This window comes from Buttiauxella sp. A111 (genome assembly GCF_014189855.1).
Taxonomy (GTDB): domain Bacteria; phylum Pseudomonadota; class Gammaproteobacteria; order Enterobacterales; family Enterobacteriaceae; genus Buttiauxella; species Buttiauxella selenatireducens.
In genome coordinates this window covers 117808-135823 of sequence record NZ_BJFN01000004.1, presented here as the reverse complement: position 1 = coordinate 135823, position 18016 = coordinate 117808, and the positions used below count along the sequence as shown (strand labels likewise).

Sequence of the window (18016 nt, the reverse complement as noted above, 5' to 3'; positions counted from 1 at the left end):
TTTAGTCAACCAGGAATTTTTCCTGGTTATCCCTGAGTTTGTTGAAAAAGTGTGGGCAAGTTAACAATTACGCGGGTGCCGGATTGGCTTTCAAGCTGCAAATCGCCCCCTAACGCGCGGATGCGTTCGGCAATTCCTCGTAGTCCGTGTCCGGTATGGGCGTTGCCACTAAAACCGATCCCATCGTCTTTGACTTCAAGGCGTACGCCACAGGGTTGCTGAGTCAGTGAGATCTCAACCAGGCTGGCGTTAGCGTGTTTGCAGATATTATTGAGTAATTCCTGCACCAGGCGGTAAAGCGTGAACACCACGGGTTCGCTAGCCGGCTGGCCCGGTAGAGCGTAATGCAAACGGCAGAGGATCCCGCGTTCGGTAAAAGCGAATTCCTGTATCAAATGGTGGAGCGCTTCATCGAGTGAGATTTCGTCTAAGACAGGAGGGCGAAGCTGGCGCAGCAGATGGCGGGTTGAGTGATGAATACGTTGGGCGAGTTGGTTGATTTGTTCGGCGGCGAGAACCGTGGCTTCTCCGTTGGCGGTGCGTTTCACCAGCATCGACTGGATTTGGATCGCGGTAATATTCTGGCCGATTTCGTCGTGCAGTTCGCGCGCCAGGTCCTTGCGGGTGTCCTCTTCTGTGTGCACCAGTTGCTCCATCAGTTCGCGTCTGGCCTGCAATTCAACTTCCAGCCGTTGTCGATAGCGGTGCAGATTGTTCGCCAGATGCTGCTGGCGGCTTATCGCAATCCCAAGCCCAATACCCAGCAGCGCCTGGGTTGAAAGGAACAGTTCCATCTCCATCAACCCGTTAAATCCGCTGCCAATCTGACGGGCGATGGTAATCATCATGCTGCCCAACAACGCGGCCAGAACACCGCCTTGCCAACCAAATTTGTACGCCATCACCACGTTTGGCAAAAACACCACAATCAGCAAAAGCCGTTCAATTTCAGGCGACACCACCATTTGCGCACCGACGCCAATGATGAAAAACAGGCTGCACCAGACCAGCAATGACGTGCGCAGTGGCGGGTTGGGCGTTTCCTGCGCCAGCAGGCTTTCGAGGTGCTGTTGGCGCAAGTATTCATAAATCAAATAGACGAATGGCGTGAGCACCACACCGCCAGTAAAGGCGGCAAGCAAGGTTTGGGAAGCGGAGCTGTTGATAAACGGCGTTAACACTAAGGTATGCAGTAACGCATCGCTGGCGATCGCCGCCATCAGTAGCGATAACCGTTGCCAGTAGAGCGTAAAACGGTGCCAGTAATGCTGAACAAATAACGCAGGAATGGCGCTGAGGAACGGTGAAAGTAACATCACCGGTTCGGTCATCAACTGCTGTTGCCAAAGCCAGGTGAGCATCAAGGGCACCGGGATAAACAGGGCAGGCCAGTAACGCCGGTGCAGTAAAATCAGCAACGCCAGGTGGACACCTTGCGGTAACAGTAATGTGGCTTGCTGACCGTTATTGGTGAGATAAAAACTGATGGTCCACAGGGCAAGCCAGGTCAGCCCCCAGGCAAAAACAATAAACAGCGATAGCAGCAGATGACGCCACGAGCGAGACATTTAGTGTCCGGTTAAGAGTTGGTGTTCGAGGGCAAAATGCACCAGTTCGATGGTGCTTTCGCATTGCAGTTTCCCGAGGATATTGGCGCGATGAACATGCACTGTTTTGTGGCTGAGATTGAGTTGCTCAGCAATGTGCTTCACGCTTTCACCTTTAATCAGCCAGTCGAAAACTTCATGTTCGCGTGGGGTGAGGACTTCCAGAACTTTGGCCGGTTGCCCCGCATGGCGCAGGGCACGCAGCGCATCAGCACACAAGTAATGGCCACCCATACCAACGGTACGCACTGCCTGTACCAGTTCTTCCGGGCCACAGCGTTTGGTGAGATACCCGCCAGCACCCGCATCCAGCGCACTTTGCACAAATGCGGTCGTGTCATAAATACTGAGGATGATGGCGCGAAAACCAGGGCGCTGTTGGCGCAGACGTTTGAGCAAACTCAAACCATTTTCGTCTGGCATGGCGACGTCGAGCACTGCGACATCGGGCTGGCTTTTTATCAGTGCGGGCCACGCTTCGGCGGCAGAACTGTATTGCCCAACAATCTCAATATCGCTCTCAAGGCTCAGCAACTGCGCAAAACCTGAGCGCACCACAACATGGTCATCAACTAAAGCAACGGAAATCATCGTTATCTTCATCAGGAGGGAACTGGCGACATCATGCGGATGAATGTGTTCAGTGCAACGGCTAAGTTGGTAATATGTTACAGGGGTAGCAAAAAGAGCGTGCGCTCTTTGTAAATCCGCTATTTTCCGTTCACCTGTGCGGCTGACAATCTCTTTAACCGTTGTAAACGGTGAACGTGCCAGGTGGCTCACGCCAGCCCCCTGGCAACCCCGGCGCCCGGTTTTAAATTGCCGCTGCGCGGTAAACCCCAGCTTATCCCCAACGTTCAGGGTCGTTCGCGACTCGCTCCCGGCGATCGCTCACTGGCGTGGTTCCCGACCACGCCACCCTGACTTATGGGGAACACTGGGGCAATTTATACCGGGAGCAAGGTCAAAACCGCTTCGGCTTTTGACTTTAGGTTTTGACGTTGACGTTGGTTCCGGCTTAAATCGCGCCGGTTTTTACCCTTCAGTCGTGGTTGAGCCGCCGGGAGCGGCGAAAGAGAGCGATCGTCGGGAACGAATCGCGAACGACCGCGAATGTTGGGTGAAAAACGGTGTTTACCGCGCAGCGGCGATTTATTTGCCGGGAGTCGGGGTCCATAGGGGAGCGACGGCGGCTCCCCTATGACGTTCACCGGTTCGGTGGTTGCATGTAACGGAATTTCTGAAGTGAACGGAACCTTCACCGCTTCCGTCATAAATAATATATTTAACAGGCCGGAACCCTACAGACTCAACGTCAGTAACCCCGCTTTAAACGACTCCAACCCAGCGTCGTTTTCGTTGCCAGGACGCAAAGACAAGCGGTAACACGCACCGGTTTTCACACTGCTTGCAAACGGCTGTACCAATCTGCCCCGTCGCAAATCTTCCGCCACCAGCGTCACATCGGCGATCGCAATGCCAAATCCTTGAATCGCCGCGCTGATGGCTAAATCCATAGTGTCGAAGTGTTGATTTTTATGCATAACAGGCGTGATGTCGGTATTTTGCGCCAGCCACAGTGACCAATCGGTACGATCGCGAGTCGGATGCAGAAAGGTATAGCGGCTCAGGATGTCGGCAGTGAGCGGCTCATCTGGCAGCAAATGCTGGCTTATCACCGGCGTGAGGCACTCCTCAAACAGCAGCGTGCCGCCGTTGTCAGGCTGGCCGAAAATAATTGCGGCATCGTAAGACTCGTTTTTGAAATTAACCCCATGTTCAACCGTGGTGGTTAACTCCACCTGAATGTCAGGGGCGGCGCTCTCGAGTTGCACAAGCTTAGGCACCAGCCAGCGCATGGCGCAGGTCGGGGCTTTCAGGCGAATTACACGGGATTTCAGACAGGCGTTGTTGGCGACACTCAACAAATGTTCAAAGGCGTGCTGCATTTCTGGCAGCAGAGCGTTTCCCTGAGGAGTTAAATGCAATCCCCGGGCATGACGATCAAACAGCGAATAGCCAAGCCACTCTTCAAGGGTGGATATTTTGCGGCTCACCGCGCCTTGCGTCAGACACAGCTCTTTGGCGGCGCGCGTCAGATTCAAATGTTTTGCCGTCACCAGGAAAGCATCAACCGTATTCAGAGGAAAATTGCGCCGCATATGTGATGGATCTCCATTGAGCTATGAATTTTTTGCATGGCTATTATGACAACAATTCGATTGTGGTAGCAATCGGTTACAGTTTGAATAGTTATGCAAATATATCCGTCATACTTCAAGTTGCATGTGCGTTGTCTGCTACTCGAATTATTTTGGCTATAAACACAAATTCACAGGAGCGGCCATGACTATGCAAACCCCGGTGCAACTTCGTTCAAAATTACCGGATGTTGGAACCACCATTTTTACTGTTATCGGCCAACTCTCGGCGCAACATAACGCCATCAATCTTTCTCAGGGCGCACCTAATTTTTCACCTGACCCGCAACTGATCGCAGGCGTCACTAAAGCGATGCAGGATAACCATAACCAATATGCATCGATGACCGGTTACAGGCCGTTAAAAACGTTGATTGCTGAAAAAGTGGCGACGCTTTACGGCTCACGTTATGACGTTGATGATGAAATCTTAATCACCGCCAGCGCCAGCGAAGGGCTTTATTCGGCCATCAGCGGGTTAGTCCATCCGGGTGATGAGGTGATTTACTTCGAACCGTCTTTTGATAGCTACGCGCCGATTGTGCGTCTGCAGGGGGCGACACCCGTGGCACTGAAACTGGCGTTGCCAGATTTCACCGTCAACTGGGACGAAGTACGTGCCGCCATTAGCCCACGTACCCGCATGATCATCGTTAACACGCCGCACAACCCAAGCGGACAAGTATTTAGCGCGCACGATCTGGAAATGCTGGCGGCACTGACGCGCAATACCGACATCATTATTTTGTCCGATGAAGTCTATGAACACATCGTGTTTGATGGTGAACGCCATCACGGCATGGCAACGCATCCGGCGCTGGCCGAGCGCAGCGTGATTGTCTCCTCATTTGGTAAAACCTTCCATGTGACAGGCTGGCGCGTGGGGTATTGCCTGGCACCCGCAGAGCTGATGTCGGAAATCTGCAAAGTGCATCAGTTCCTGATGTTCTCCGCCGATACGCCAATGCAGCATGCCTTTGCTGAATATATGACAAACCCGGATACCTATTTGTCGCTGGCGGCGTTTTATCAACGTAAACGCGATTTAATGCAGTCATTATTGGCGGAGTCGCCATTCGAGCTGCTGCCAAGTGCGGGTTCGTTCTTCCTGTTGGCGAAGTTCAGTCATTTCAGCGATGAATCCGACAGTGAAATGGTTAAACGTTTAATTACTCAATATGGCGTGGCGACAATTCCGCTCTCCGCGTTTTATACCGATGGGACAGACAACAAGTTGATTCGTTTGTCATTTGCTAAAGATGAAGCTACGTTACGTGCGGGTGCTCAGGCACTTTGCCAGGTTAAGCCACGCTGATACGAGGTCATAATGAAAAAAGTTTATGCGTTAAGTTTGTTGGTTGGGATGTGTGCTTCATTCTCTACATTTGCGGCAAGCGAAATGCGCTATGGCGTGGAAGCTGAATACCCACCTTTTGAAAGCCGTAACTCGGCAGGGGAGTTGGAAGGGTTTGATATCGACCTGGGGAACGCGATTTGTAAAGCGGCGAGCCTGAAATGCACATGGGTAGAAACCTCATTTGATGCGTTAATTCCAGGGCTGGTGGCGAAGAAATTCGATGCAATTAACTCGGCAATGAACATCACCGAACAGCGTCGTAAAAGTATTGATTTTACCCAGCCAATCTACCGTATTCCTTCTCAATTAGTGGGCAAGCTAGACAGTGGAATGGAAGCGACACCCGAAGGGCTGAAGGGCAAAACCATCGGTGTTCTGCAGGGTTCTATTCAGGAAACCTATGCGAAGGAACATTGGGAAAAACACGGTGTTACCGTCGTTTCCTACAAAGACCAGAATATGGCATGGGGTGATTTGCTTAATGGCCGAATCGATGCGTCGCTGGTGATGTCCGCAGCTGGCCAGGCGGGCTTCTTGAGTAAGCCGCAGGGCAAAGGTTTTGGCTTTATCGGCAAACCGGTCAGCGATGACACGATTCTGGGCAGCGGGATTGGTTATGGCCTGCGTAAAGGCGATGAGCAAACCAAGAAACAGTTGGATACAGCTATCGAAAAAGTACGCGCCGACGGCACGATTACCGCGCTTGCGAAGAAGTATTTCCCGGGTATTGATGTCAGCGTAAAATAGGCGCATCACCCGATTAACGGCTCACATTGTGAGCCGTTTTTTCATCGTATTCTCATGTACATGAAAAAATTGCGGGCCGATGCGTAAAGGTCTGTGTCTCTGATTGGTTTTTCAGTGAATATTGTCTAGAGTGTGCGATCTTAACAGCTTCTATACCCAAATAATTCGAGCCGCAGGAAGGCGGCCAGAGCATAAGTCCCCAGGAGCATAGATAACTATGTGACTGGGGCGCATGGTCGCAGCCAACGCACCTGTGGCTTGAAGTATGACGGGTATAGCCGGTGGGGCGAAACACATCGACAAAGAAGGACTATTTTTCAGGCATGAACCGCAGACGTTTTATCAAAGCCTCCATGGCTCTCGCCGCAGTCAGCGGCACAACTTCACTTGCCACGCTATTCTCACGCGCCGCTTACGCGTCAGAGTCTGAAATTGCCGATGGTCGTACCACTTCGTTCGATTTCACTGTGCTCCAATCAATGGCCCATGACCTGTCGAAGAAACCCTGGGTCGGAAAACCACGTCCATTGCCTGACACCCTGGCAAATTTAACGCCTCAGGCTTACAACGCGATTCAATATGATGCCGGCCATTCTCTGTGGAATAACATTGAAAACCGCCAGCTTGATGTGCAGTTTTTCCACGTGGGGATGGGCTTCCGTCGCCGTGTGCGCATGTTCTCGGTGGACCCGTCATCGCATCAGGCACGTGAAATTCACTTCCGCCCGGAGTTGTTTAATTACAACGATGCGGGCGTAGATACCAAACAGCTTGAAGGCCAGATTGATCTCGGCTTTGCCGGTTTTAAAGCCTTTAAAGCACCGGAACTGGCACGCCGCGACGTGGTTTCCTTCCTCGGCGCGAGTTATTTCCGTGCGGTAGATAACACTTATCAATACGGCTTATCTGCCCGTGGACTGGCGGTAAATACCTATACCGACCAACTCGAAGAGTTCCCGGACTTTACCTCATTTTGGTTTGAAACCGCGAAAGCGGGCGATACCCAGTTTGTGGTTTACGCACTGCTCGATAGCGCAAGCGTCACCGGAGCATATAAATTTACCATCCGTTGTGAAGCTGAACGCGTGGTGATGGATGTCGATAATCACCTGTATGCGCGCGAAGATATTAAACAGCTCGGCATCGCACCGATGACCAGTATGTTTGCTTGTGGCACCAACGAACGTCGGATGTGCGACACCATTCACCCGCAAATTCACGACTCCGATCGCCTGGCGATGTGGCGTGGCAACGGAGAATGGGTGACGCGCCCGCTGAATAACCCGCAGAAGTTGCAGTACAACGCCTACACCGACAACAACCCGAAAGGGTTTGGTTTGCTGCAATTAGACCATGAGTTTGCTAACTACCAGGACATTATGGGGTGGTATAACAAACGTCCAAGCCTGTGGGTTGAGCCGCTTAACAAGTGGGGCAAGGGCACAATTGGTCTGATGGAAATCCCAACCACGGGTGAAACACTGGATAACATCGTCTGCTTCTGGCAGCCGGAAAAAGCGGTGAAAGCTGGGGACGAACTGGAGTTTAAATACCGTTTGTACTGGAGCGGATTGCCACCGATCCAATCGCCGCTGGCACGCGTTTACGCGACGCGTACCGGCATGGGCAGCTTCCCGGAAGGTTGGGCGCCAGGCGAGCACTTCCCGGAGAAATGGTCACGTCGTTTCGCGATTGATTTTATTGGCGGTGATTTGAAAGCGGCGGCACCGAAAGGGATTGAGCCGGTTATCACTTTGTCTAATGGCGAAGCCAAACAGATTGAAATTTTGTATGTCGAGCCATTCAACGGCTACCGCATACTGTTTGACTGGTATCCGACTGACGACTCTACCGACCCGGTCGATATGCGTATGTTCCTGCGCTGTCAGGGGGATGCCATCAGTGAAACCTGGTTATATCACTACTTCCCACCAGCACCGGATAAGCGTAAATACGTTGATGACCGCATAATGAAATAAGTAAGCCAGATGGCCCCGTAGAAATACGGGGCTTTTTAAAGTCTGGATCTCACATGCGCGAACTGTTTAGCCAGGTCAAATAAGCTTAAGCGGCATCCGAAATAGTCAGTGTCAGGTATCACTCCAGCGGCCCACCGAGAATGGTTTCCCGCATCCCGGAAAGTACCCGTTCGCCGGTTTCACTTTTCAATTCTTCGTACCAACTGTGTGTGACACTCATATCTTTCCCGTGAGTCACATCGCAGCGTTTACGCGCTTTAAGTACCAGATCTTTAACACGATAAGCGCGTTTTTCCTGATAACGCAGTAGCGCATCTTCGATACCTAGTGAGTTGGTTTGCAATGCGACCGCCAGCACCACGGCGTCTTCCATTGCTGCGCACCCCCCTTGACCAATATCAGGTGTGGTGCTATGACCTGAGTCGCCAAGTAGCGCAACGCGCCCACGTACCAGCTGCATAAATGGCTCGATATCATGAATTTCTATTCGGTTAGTGGTGTCAGGGTCAATGGCTGAAATCAATTTTTGAACAGCGGGCGCCCAGCCGGAAAAATAGCGTGTTAAATCAGCTTTTACGGTGTTGCGATCTTCAGGTAAGCCTTTTTCTAAGGGCACATCAAAGAAGAAATAGAAGCGATTACCGGCAACGGGCATTAAAGAAACTCGTTTACCTTCACCAACAAACGTCGTCCATTGATTGGCCGGAGCAATAGATTCGTCAATTTCTACCAGGCCGTTCCAGTTCACATAGCCGGCATAACGGCGTTCTGTCTGATGTCCAAGAACATAAGGCCGAATCGCAGAATGCGTGCCATCAGCGGCAATTAATACATCGCCAACGGCTACATGCCCATCTTCAAAAAAGGCCCGAACACCGCCATCAAACTCTTCAACCTTAGCTACGCGTTTGCCAAACTGAATATCCTCGCGGCCATAGGTATCCATCAGCATCTCTTGCAGCTCGGCCCGCGCGACAGGATAGGGGCGTTCACCCACACTTTTGATTAAAGGATCGAGACTAAAACGGGTCAGAGTTTGGCCGTCAACACACTCTTTGTAGGCCATAAATTCCATGGTCCCGCCAAGTTGCTGGAGCGGTTCTTTCATACCCAGCCAGTTCAGACATTTCACGCCATTAGGCCAAATTGAAATCGCCGCACCGACGGGTTTAATTTCTTTAACTGCTTCATAGACTTCCGTTGTCATGCCACATCTTTTCAGGGCTATTGCCGCCGTAAGTCCACCAATGCCGCCGCCTATTATGATCGCTTTCATCTGTGTCTCCTTTAGGTTACAAAGATGTAAAGCAATATCTATACCAGCGTGGCGAATCGTTCAGATCAGCGACGGTAAACCGTGTATCGCAAATTCATTGTGCAATTGTGGGGAGTAGCAGTGGTGCAATGGCTTTTTCTGCACCATGATTTCCCTCTGATAGAGAAAAAAGGAGAGACGGGGTGCGGGATTCCGATAACTGGCAAGACGATCTGATTAACATTGACGACGGCATGACGCTGCACTCTATTCATGAACGTTTCGCGGATGAGATTTTTGCTCTGGTGCAGAAGAATAAAACCTGGCTACAAACGGCGATGGACTGGCCGCAATATGTGCTGTCGGTCGAAGACTCGCGCAAAATGGCGCAGGGCAATTACATACTGCATCATCGCGGCTACGCGAAAATGTTCCTGATCTTCCTGCACCAGAAAATGGTTGGGGTCATTTCGTTTAACCAGATTGAGCCCACCAATAAAGTGGCTTACATCGGTTACTGGTTGGATAAAGACGCCCAGGGGCAAGGGATTATTTCCCGCGCGATACAGGCGATTGTGGAAAAATATGCCCGCGAAGGTGTGGTGCGCCGCTTTGTGATTAAGTGCATCGTCAGCAATTTGGCCAGTAATCAGGTTGCGTTACGCAATGGTTTCATCCTTGAAGGTTGTCTGAAGCAAGCCGAATTTTTAAACGGCGAGTTTCATGACCAGAATATTTATGGGCGGATTGTAGGCAGTGTGGAATAAATTGTTTCATCCGAACGCCTTTCTTAAAACAACCCATAGAACGGTGAACGCGTAATACGTTGTTCGCCGTTAATATCTTTAATTCCGCGAATATGAATGAGTTCGCCGCCCAGCCCGTCAACGGCGGCTTTATCGTAAATCTGCACATTATTCTCGATGAGCACATTGCCGGTAACGCGCGCCTGCCCGTAGATTTGCACCTGGTTGTCTAGCTGAATAGGCCCGCCGATAAGCGTGGCGTCATCGAAAATATTCACCTGGTGCTTTAAGACGCAATCACCTTCAATCAGCGCGTTACCATAAACTTGCGAGGAGTATCGAATTGTTGGGATTTGGTCGTCACCGCGCCCGGCAATAATTCGTGCATTATCAAAAACACGAGCACAGTCGCAAACCCAGATATTGTTCTCGTCGTTGCCTTCCAGAACGGCATGGCCGAAGACTTCAGCACGATGTTCAATAAAAGCATTGTTAACGATGGCATGGCCAAAAATTTGTGCCTGATGCACCACGCGGGAAGCGTTAACCGTGGCGTTTCCATAAATTTTCAGTAACTGGTCTTCGTCGGCGGTCAGCCCGCGAACGGCAATGATCTGGCTGCCATTCAGAATGCGAGCAGCATCGAAAATATGGCATTCACCGCTGATCAGTGATTGTTCCACGAAACTTTTTCCGCTGACGTGTGCCTGGTGGCATAGGGTAGAGCTGCCGTGAATTTGCGCATCATCAGCGACACTTGAGCCGCCATAAACCACGCATTCGCTGCCATATATCCAGCAATGGCCGTGCTGACTGAGATTGTCTTCGTTTTCAATCCACCCGCCTAGTTGCCCGGCTTTAACATCGGCGAAATCACAAAGTGCCATGACCTGCCACAGTTTGACCTGCTGCTTTTTTCCATCAATCAGATAATCATGTAGCCTCGCATCACCCGTTAGCTGATACTTGTTCATCCGATTCGCCTCAGTGTTTTCCAGACTCTGCTTAAAACGTAGCAGGTAAATCCCCAGATGGCGTTCTGACGCGCATTCGCATAAAATACGATCTAAAATAAATTTTAAGATTTCAAATTAATGAATAAGTCAGCAATTCGTACCATGCTAAATCTCCCGGCAGGGTATTTTGGTATCGTCCTTGGCGTTATCGGCATGGGTTTCGCGTGGCGTTATGCCGCTAAAGTCTGGTCGGTATCGCCAGTCATTGGTGATGCGTTAGAGAGCCTGGCGATTGCCATCTGGCTGGCATTGGCAGCGGCTTTTATTATGCGTCTGGTGAAATATCCGCAGAGCGTTCTCGAAGAAGCTAACCACAGTTTAAAGGGGAGCTTTGTCAGCTTGTTCCCTGCAACCACGATGCTGGTTGCGATCGCAGTTGAGCCTTATATTCGTCCTCTTGCTGTAGGGTTGTTTGCCTTCGGCGCGTTGGTGCAATTGATTTACGCTGCCTGGCAAAGTGCGGGACTGTGGCGAGGCCGTCTTCCGGCGAGTGACACCACGCCCGGCCTTTATTTGCCGACAGTCGCAAATAATTTCATCAGTGCCATGGCTTGCGGAGCGTTGGGGTATCATGACCTTGGGATTTTATTCTTCGGGGCGGGGGTGTTTTCCTGGTTGAGTCTGGAACCTGCGATTTTGCAGCGTTTGCGAAGTGGCGGTGAGTTGCCCGCTCCCACGCGTTCATCATTAGGTATTCAGCTCGCTCCGGCGCTGGTGGCGTGTAATGCTTACCTGAGTGTTAACGGTGGAAACCCGGATTTCTTCGCCAAAATGCTGTTTGGTTATGGACTGCTGCAACTGCTGTTTACGTTGCGCCTGATACCCTGGTATTTGTCGCAGCCATTTAACGCGTCGTTCTGGAGCTTCTCGTTTGGTATTTCGGCCCTTGCTACCACCGCGTTGCATCTGAGCCACAGCAGTAATGACGGACTTTTTACCGCCATTGCGTTGCCGCTATTTATCTTCACCAATATTATTATTGGCCTGTTGTTACTGCGCACGATTGTTCTGCTTTATCAGGGTAAATTCCTGTTGTGTAGTGAACGGCCTGCAAAAAGGACAAATTAAGATGGCTTCTGAAAATTATTACACCGAGAAATACGGTTTAACGCGTACCCATTCCGAAGTACTGAATGCGGTAACGATCGTCCCGCCAGGAAAAACGTTAGATCTCGGCTGCGGCAGTGGGCGCAATAGTCTGTATCTGAATCAAAAAGGGTTTGATGTGACAGCCTGGGATAAAAACCCGATGAGCAAAAACACCCCTCTTTTTTCCTTTCTTTAAATTCAGTAAGTTACACAGCCATGTGGTGAAATTGCGACCCGCAGCACCCCATATTTAACCGGGTTTTACTATATTTCCCGTTGTTCAGTCCCCCAGGGAGTCCCCCACATGGCCTTTTACACAGTCGAAAAAAGAACGACCTCGCTAGGTGTTGCTCGATACCGCGTCACGGTTGGGATTAAAGAGGGTGGCGTATACGTTCACCGCGAATCAAAAACCTTTCCCCGCCAGGCGCAAGCGAAGGCATGGGGCGCTCACCGCGTGGCGGAACTGGAGAGCGGCGTAACAGTAAAGAAAAAGGGAATGACCCTGGGCGAGCTAATAGACCGCTATCTAGCAGATCCGAATATGAAAAAGGGGGCAGACAAGATTGGTCGACTAGGCATGGTAAAACGATACTCTATCGTCGATTTTCCTCTGGTTGAGCTAACAATGTCCCGCTGGGTAGAGTTCGCCAGGACGCGACGGGCGAAGGTGTCCGGGTCAACCGTCGCTACGGAACTTTCGTATGTTAAGACCGCGCTGGATGTAGCGCTTCCGTTCTATGGAGAAAAGGCGCTGGTGGATGAGTACCGCGCCGCATGGATTTACCTGCAACGACTCAACGTCCTGACAAAATCGAACACCCGCAACCGCAGAATAAGCCGGGAGGAATATGTCAGGCTTCACGAAGTTTTAGCCCTTCATGCTCGCCGCTCGCGCTTGGGCAATCGCTATGATGATTTGTTTGAGTTCTCTATCTGGTCATGCATGAGACTGGGCGAGGTGTGTCGCATCCGGTGGGATGACCTGAACACAGAAACCCGGTCTATCCTGGTGCGTGACCGCAAAGACCCGCGCAAGAAACAGGGGAATCACATGGTTGTTCCGCTGCTGGGTGAGGCGTGGAATATAGTCCAGCGCCAGCCCCGAACCCCTGAATTTATATTCCCGGTCAACCCTAAGACCATGAGCCAGCTTTTCCAGGATATAAAACACAAGCTAAACATCCCTGATATTCGCTTACATGACGCCCGTCGTGAGGGGGCGAGTCGCCTCTTTGAATACGGATTTACGGTTGAAGAGGTTGCTCAGGTTACGGGACATAAGTCATTGAAAACTTTGTGGACTGTTTACCGCGAAATGTACCCCGAAACCCTTCACGAACGCTTTGACGAGCTAACCGCCAAAAAGACCCCGCTTTAGCAATCCGTGCTGTCAGATTGGCAGCACCCCGCCCACGTCATGTAATCCTAAAAAAGAGATACAACTCTTGCTGGCGCCCTAACCATTGGGCGCTAGAGCTTCAGATATGCACTTTTCCCCGCTGACGCGGGGGGTTGGGAAGTCTGGGGTAAGGGAATCCCGCTATTGTCGAACGTCGCAGCGGGGCGGTGTGTCCTGGGGGCTTTGTAACTATCCGACGCGTGATTGAGTTCGCAACAGTGCGGAGGGCCAACAGACTGGAACACCGGACGGCGTGACCGTAGGCGCTAAAATTCCAGTAATCCGAAACACGGTTAGCGGTAGCCGGAGTGAAAAGGACGTTAGAAAACCTCGGAAGGCATGAGGGGCGCGGTTGTGCGTTCAACGTCTGGCGTAGTTTGGCCTTTGGGTCGAACTATGTCTTTTTACGTCTTGCTTCCTGGATGGCAGGGATTTGCCTTATTCGCTGGCCTGGTTTTTAAAGAAAAACGCACTCACTAGGGAGTACAGTCGAGTGGCAACACGCGCAGAAATGCAGGCGGATGCAGCAAAGGACAGGCTGACCGCAAGCAAAAGAGCAGTTCAAGAACAAACAAGATTGATGAGGGCGCTCGGATTCCTTCCACCAGGCGCAAAACCAAAGGCCAAACACTTCCAGCAACTGGCGGCATTCCAAAACAGCCAGGCAGCAGCAGCCCGCGCTATCAGTGCGCAAAGGGACCTTGCCGCCTTTGAATCGGTTGGGGGGGTAGGCGCTCAAATCATCGCAGTGCTTAACAACCCAAAGGCCAAAGCAACAGAAAGGGCCATTGCGTTACAAGGCATGATTCAAACAATCAAGTCCGCCCCGCAGGTCATGACATCCGGCCCCGTTGTTCTGGATGAGAACGACACCTTCCTGATTGACGACCACGAACTGGACGGAATTCTTGAGGAGTTTGGCAAGTGACCGTGCTAACGCTGGATGGCTTCGAGAAACGCCAGAAGGTCCGCGAAGCAGCAAAGGCATTAGCCCGCGCAGGCAAGGCGGCAATTAAGGCGCATCCCCATGTTGTTCGAATGGCGCAGCACTTCAACAAATACTTTAAATGGGACTTGTTCCAGCCGTATGACTACCAGGTCAAATGGTTCGAAAGTGGGTCCAGCTTTCTGCTTCGCTACCTGTCCGCCGCTAACCGTATCGGCAAGACATACGGTGCGGCGCATGAATTTGCCTATCACGCAACCGGACTATATCCAGCGTGGTGGCGCGGCTTCCGTTGTGAGGCTGGCACGTTGTGGGCCGTGGGTATTTCCTCGGACTCAACGCGCAAGGTCCTGCAAAAGGAGTTGATTGGAACCAATGACGCTAGGAACACGAACGCTTACGGCACCGGGTCAATTCCGCGCGAGTTGATTGTGTGGGATTCCATCGTTAGGCGTGGCGAATCGTTAATTTCATTGCGTGTTAGACACGCTTCAGGGGTGGAAAGTGAGATTCATTTTTATTCTGCAACTCAGGACGAGACAGTCTACATGGGTCAATCAATCGTCTTTGCCTGGGTTGATGAGCAGTCCGAAAGAGAGCTTGAAATCATTGCCCAATGTACGACACGTACTACAACCACTAAGGGCTGTATTGCTTGTACTGCAACCCCCGAAGTTGGGGCGACGGACTTCTACGCTCAATGTCGTGATGACGCCACCGGAGAGATTTACTTTCAAAACGCGACCTGGGACGACGCGCCCCACCTGACCGAAGAGGTCAAAAAGTCACTATTGGCCCGTATTCCCTACTATCAGCGGAAAATGAGAAGTCTTGGAATCCCTGTCATGGGCAGCGGCGCTATCTATCCATATGCACCGGAACAGGTGACCGTCGCGGCCTTTGAGATTCCAGACCACTGGCTTGTATTGTCCGCCCTCGACTTTGGCTATTCGGGCATTAGTGACCCATCAATTGTGGTTAGCGTGGCTATGAACCCAGACGACGGGAAGAAATACATTTTCACCGAATGGAGTAGCGAGCAGGACCGCGACCACTACGCGAACAGCCATATGCCTGACTATATGGCAGCAAAGATTGTTGGCGCAGCGCCTAACGACTGGCACGAAGCGACTAACGGCGAGTTAGATTTTGAAGGGCTGGGCTTACCTGGAATTGTGGTCAAGTCCCCGCATGACGGTAACGGCATTCAGCCAGGAACACAGCAGACCCGCGCCGAAATCATGAGGGAGAAGGGCGCGAACGTACATCATGAAAACTTCGAGATCCCCCCAGACCTTGCGCCACTGGAGGCGAATCGCCGCAGCCTGGTCGGGTCCATTAACTTGCTGGCGCAGTGGTTCCAGGATGGGGAGTTGAAAATCTTTAGCAACTGCCTAGGCTTGCTCAAGGAATTTCAGCTTTACCAATGGGTTAAGCGTGGTCAACGGACCATCCCCGCAGACAAAAACAACCATTTCCTGGACGCAATGCGAATTGCAGCGATACGGGTTAGGGACGACGGCGAAGCGATGAGCAGCGCCAAACGCAAGAAACGACAGGACGTCGCATACGCAGCAATCAACGATTACGCGCAAGCAATGGGAGCTTTTGCAGGATGAACAAACAAGAACTTTACACCGAAGTGATGCGCCACAAAGACGCAGCCGTAACCCGCCAAACCGAACTGGCGGACCGCTACGCCAAAGCATGGGGATTCTATCGCGGGGAATTACCGGAAATCCTGGCTCCTGGTGACGTTGCCGCCCGGCAGGTAATGATGGAATCTTTTGAATCCGTCCATCCTTCGCTGGTGGCTATCTTTACCGATGACCAGAAAGCGCCAGTGGCTTTCACAAAGGACGCGAAGTCCGAAAACAAACTAGCTTCAGCCGTAACCCGCGCTGTTCACGCTATGGCGCTGGGGATTGCTGACTGGGAAATTAAGATTTATTTGGCGCTGAAAGAGGTCCTGATTAGTGGCAATCAGGCAGGGTTGGTTGGCTATGACGAAAAGGTAACAAAGTCAGAAAAATACACCTACGACGTCGCACCCGCCCAGCAAGTTCTGACAGACCAAAAAATGTTGGAAACCGCAGGTTATAGCATTGAGTCGAGTCTGAAATTTGAAGACGGAGAAGATGGCCCAACCGCAACTGGCTGGCAGCAAGGTGTTCACACGTTCAAGTTTCCAGTAATTGACCTGATTCCGTTCAAGGATTTCTTTTTGTCGCCCCGCGCTGTTTGTCCGCAGACCGCTAACTATTGCGCCTATGCGGAAGAGCTGACCAATGCCGCAGCAATCAAACGCGGCTATAAGCGTGAAACTGTCGTGAACGCTAACGATGTGGACACCAACAACGGGCGCAGCCTCGACACGTCGATGTTAGTCACTGGAAACCTTAATGCGCAGGCAACGGAAGAAATGGCGGTGTGTGCTTCGGAAGAGCTAAACAACATCATTACCGTGTTTCACCACTACTGGCGCGGGTGTTACAACTCCGCAGATGAAAAGCTTTACCACGTTGTGACTACTGACAGCGCCTACGTGATGCACGAAGAGGTGCCATATTGCCCGTTAATCTGGGGGGCAATGTCCGTTGTCCCTAACAGCGCCCACGGTGAAAGCTTGTATGATCGCACCAAATCAGCGCAGGAAAACACGACCCGCGCCCGCCGCTCTATCCAGCGTAGCGCAGACTTCGCGGCTTATCCTGACGTTGAAATTGTCGACAGTATGCTGACCCCGCAGGCAAAAGCAGCGCTCAACGATAGAACGCAGCCAGGCAAGGTGTACTTGACCAAACAGAAGGGCAGCATTAACCGCTTACCAACTCCAGACGTCCCGCAAGCTATGCAGATTTTAGCGGGTGAGTTTCAGAATGATGTTGAGGCCGCTCGGTTGGGTAGTGCGGGTCAATCAGCAGCGGAAGCAGCCCAAAAGGTTCAACAGTCCGGCGTGGCTATCGCGCTGACCCAGGCAAAAGACGAGATTAACGAAAACAGCATTGCAAAGGTGTTTGCGGAAACATTCGTCAAACCTGCTTACCGAATTTTCTTGTTGGTTGCGCAGGAAATTGGGTCCGTTCTTGATATCGAAGGGCAGTCCATCCCGTTTAAGGTTCTTCGTGACGACATCGGGCTGAAGGTGGACATCAAGTCCGCAGGTGATCGGGCTAACGCCGCGTTAAACGTGCTCCAGTGCTATCAGTCCGCAGCCCAGACAGGAACCTTGCCCGCGAACTTCACGGAGGAAAACAAATACACGATTTTCGCCGACTACCTCCGCGCCGTGACCAATGGCGAAGACGTGTCCCGATACATTACGCCGCCTTCAGAGATGCCGAAACCTTCAGAGCAACAACAGAAGTTGCAGGCGGTCATGGCGCTTTGCCAACTACGCCACGCCATTGCGACAACGAAGCTTGCGGAAGCGAAGGTTCAGGACAGTACCGCTGACACTCAGAAAAAATTGAACGAAGCGGCTAAAGTCCTGGCTGAAATTGAGGAGATTATGGAGGGAATCGACCTGGACAAGCTGAAGCTGGTGGCTGATATCGACGCGACAAACAAGGCCCAGACACTGGAGGCCGCAAAGGTAATCGAAGATAACAACGACGAAGAGGAAGCCGCTCAGACTCGCACAACAGAGTAATTTTGTGATTTGCTAAAAA

The 18016-nt window shown here is 51.6% G+C and carries 15 protein-coding genes and 1 pseudogene; 11 read left to right on the top strand and 5 right to left on the bottom strand.

Going from position 1 to position 18016, the window contains the following annotated elements:
- Positions 1-26: 26 nt before the first annotated feature.
- Entirely contained in the window at positions 27-1568 is a 1542-nt protein-coding gene (locus BSPA111_RS12885) for an MASE1 domain-containing protein (protein WP_183271561.1), read from the bottom strand.
- Entirely contained in the window at positions 1569-2198 is a 630-nt protein-coding gene (locus BSPA111_RS12880) for a response regulator transcription factor (RefSeq protein WP_183271970.1), read from the bottom strand.
- Between the two features lie 391 nt (positions 2199-2589).
- Here BSPA111_RS12880 and BSPA111_RS12875 point away from each other — a divergent pair, with 391 nt between their 5' ends.
- On the top strand, positions 2590-2811 hold the full coding sequence (locus BSPA111_RS12875) for a hypothetical protein (protein ID WP_183271560.1): 222 nt from the start codon (positions 2590-2592) through the stop codon (positions 2809-2811).
- A gap of 97 nt (positions 2812-2908) precedes the next feature.
- Here the strand turns inward: BSPA111_RS12875 and BSPA111_RS12870 are convergent, their stop codons facing one another.
- On the bottom strand, positions 2909-3769 hold the full coding sequence (locus tag BSPA111_RS12870) for a LysR substrate-binding domain-containing protein (RefSeq protein ID WP_183271559.1): 861 nt from the start codon (positions 3767-3769) through the stop codon (positions 2909-2911).
- A gap of 184 nt (positions 3770-3953) precedes the next feature.
- Between BSPA111_RS12870 and BSPA111_RS12865 the strand changes: the two genes are divergently transcribed.
- From BSPA111_RS12865 to BSPA111_RS12855, 3 genes are all read left to right on the top strand, one after another.
- Positions 3954-5123 (top strand): pyridoxal phosphate-dependent aminotransferase, encoded by a 1170-nt coding sequence (locus BSPA111_RS12865; protein ID WP_183271558.1) that lies wholly within the window; start codon positions 3954-3956, stop codon positions 5121-5123.
- A gap of 12 nt (positions 5124-5135) precedes the next feature.
- Positions 5136-5912: an ABC transporter substrate-binding protein gene (locus BSPA111_RS12860; RefSeq protein ID WP_183271557.1), complete on the top strand. Its 777-nt coding sequence runs from the start codon at positions 5136-5138 to the stop codon at positions 5910-5912.
- A 323-nt stretch (positions 5913-6235) separates the two neighbouring features.
- A complete protein-coding gene (locus BSPA111_RS12855) occupies positions 6236-7891 on the top strand; it encodes a glucan biosynthesis protein D (protein WP_183271556.1) in 1656 nt (551 codons plus the stop codon).
- Between the two features lie 118 nt (positions 7892-8009).
- On the opposite strand, the gene hpxO is transcribed toward BSPA111_RS12855, so the two are convergent.
- Positions 8010-9167, bottom strand: coding sequence for an FAD-dependent urate hydroxylase HpxO (gene hpxO, locus BSPA111_RS12850; protein ID WP_183271555.1), 1158 nt, complete (start codon positions 9165-9167; stop codon positions 8010-8012).
- 182 nt (positions 9168-9349) lie between these two features.
- Here hpxO and rimL point away from each other — a divergent pair, with 182 nt between their 5' ends.
- Positions 9350-9913 (top strand): 50S ribosomal protein L7/L12-serine acetyltransferase, encoded by a 564-nt coding sequence (gene rimL, locus BSPA111_RS12845; RefSeq protein WP_183271554.1) that lies wholly within the window; start codon positions 9350-9352, stop codon positions 9911-9913.
- Between the two features lie 23 nt (positions 9914-9936).
- Here rimL and ydcK read toward each other — a convergent pair whose 3' ends face one another.
- The gene (gene ydcK, locus BSPA111_RS12840; protein ID WP_183271553.1) at positions 9937-10866 is read right to left on the bottom strand and encodes a YdcK family protein; all 930 of its coding nucleotides are present in this window, start codon (positions 10864-10866) and stop codon (positions 9937-9939) included.
- Positions 10867-10986: 120 nt separating this feature from the next.
- On the opposite strand from ydcK, the gene tehA reads away from it, so the two are divergent.
- From tehA to BSPA111_RS12810, 6 genes and pseudogenes are all read left to right on the top strand, one after another.
- Positions 10987-11976, top strand: coding sequence for a dicarboxylate transporter/tellurite-resistance protein TehA (tehA, locus tag BSPA111_RS12835; RefSeq protein WP_183271552.1), 990 nt, complete (start codon positions 10987-10989; stop codon positions 11974-11976).
- Between the two features lies 1 nt (position 11977).
- Positions 11978-12163: pseudogene (locus BSPA111_RS12830) on the top strand (tellurite methyltransferase); the annotation flags it as partial.
- Between the two features lie 138 nt (positions 12164-12301).
- Positions 12302-13378, top strand: coding sequence for a tyrosine-type recombinase/integrase (locus BSPA111_RS12825; RefSeq protein ID WP_183271551.1), 1077 nt, complete (start codon positions 12302-12304; stop codon positions 13376-13378).
- 514 nt (positions 13379-13892) lie between these two features.
- The gene (locus tag BSPA111_RS12820) at positions 13893-14327 is read left to right on the top strand and encodes a hypothetical protein (RefSeq protein ID WP_183271550.1); all 435 of its coding nucleotides are present in this window, start codon (positions 13893-13895) and stop codon (positions 14325-14327) included.
- The gene (locus BSPA111_RS12815; RefSeq protein WP_183271549.1) at positions 14324-15964 is read left to right on the top strand and encodes a terminase large subunit domain-containing protein; all 1641 of its coding nucleotides are present in this window, start codon (positions 14324-14326) and stop codon (positions 15962-15964) included. The genes BSPA111_RS12820 and BSPA111_RS12815 overlap by 4 nt, the downstream gene beginning before the upstream one ends.
- Entirely contained in the window at positions 15961-17997 is a 2037-nt protein-coding gene (locus BSPA111_RS12810; RefSeq protein WP_183271548.1) for a hypothetical protein, read from the top strand. Before BSPA111_RS12815 ends, BSPA111_RS12810 begins: the two co-directional genes overlap by 4 nt.
- The last annotated feature ends 19 nt before the right edge of the window (positions 17998-18016 follow it).

Coding starts and splice junctions, on each gene's coding strand:
- ydcK (WP_183271553.1), bottom strand. CDS start 10,866: ATGAACAAGTATCAGCTAACGGGTGATGCGAGGCTACATGATTATCTG.
- BSPA111_RS12880 (WP_183271970.1), bottom strand. CDS start 2,198: ATGATTTCCGTTGCTTTAGTTGATGACCATGTTGTGGTGCGCTCAGGT.
- BSPA111_RS12825 (WP_183271551.1), top strand. CDS start 12,302: ATGGCCTTTTACACAGTCGAAAAAAGAACGACCTCGCTAGGTGTTGCT.
- BSPA111_RS12860 (WP_183271557.1), top strand. CDS start 5,136: ATGAAAAAAGTTTATGCGTTAAGTTTGTTGGTTGGGATGTGTGCTTCA.
- hpxO (WP_183271555.1), bottom strand. CDS start 9,167: ATGAAAGCGATCATAATAGGCGGCGGCATTGGTGGACTTACGGCGGCA.
- tehA (WP_183271552.1), top strand. CDS start 10,987: ATGAATAAGTCAGCAATTCGTACCATGCTAAATCTCCCGGCAGGGTAT.
- BSPA111_RS12870 (WP_183271559.1), bottom strand. CDS start 3,769: ATGCGGCGCAATTTTCCTCTGAATACGGTTGATGCTTTCCTGGTGACG.
- BSPA111_RS12855 (WP_183271556.1), top strand. CDS start 6,236: ATGAACCGCAGACGTTTTATCAAAGCCTCCATGGCTCTCGCCGCAGTC.
- BSPA111_RS12885 (WP_183271561.1), bottom strand. CDS start 1,568: ATGTCTCGCTCGTGGCGTCATCTGCTGCTATCGCTGTTTATTGTTTTT.
- BSPA111_RS12810 (WP_183271548.1), top strand. CDS start 15,961: ATGAACAAACAAGAACTTTACACCGAAGTGATGCGCCACAAAGACGCA.
- BSPA111_RS12865 (WP_183271558.1), top strand. CDS start 3,954: ATGACTATGCAAACCCCGGTGCAACTTCGTTCAAAATTACCGGATGTT.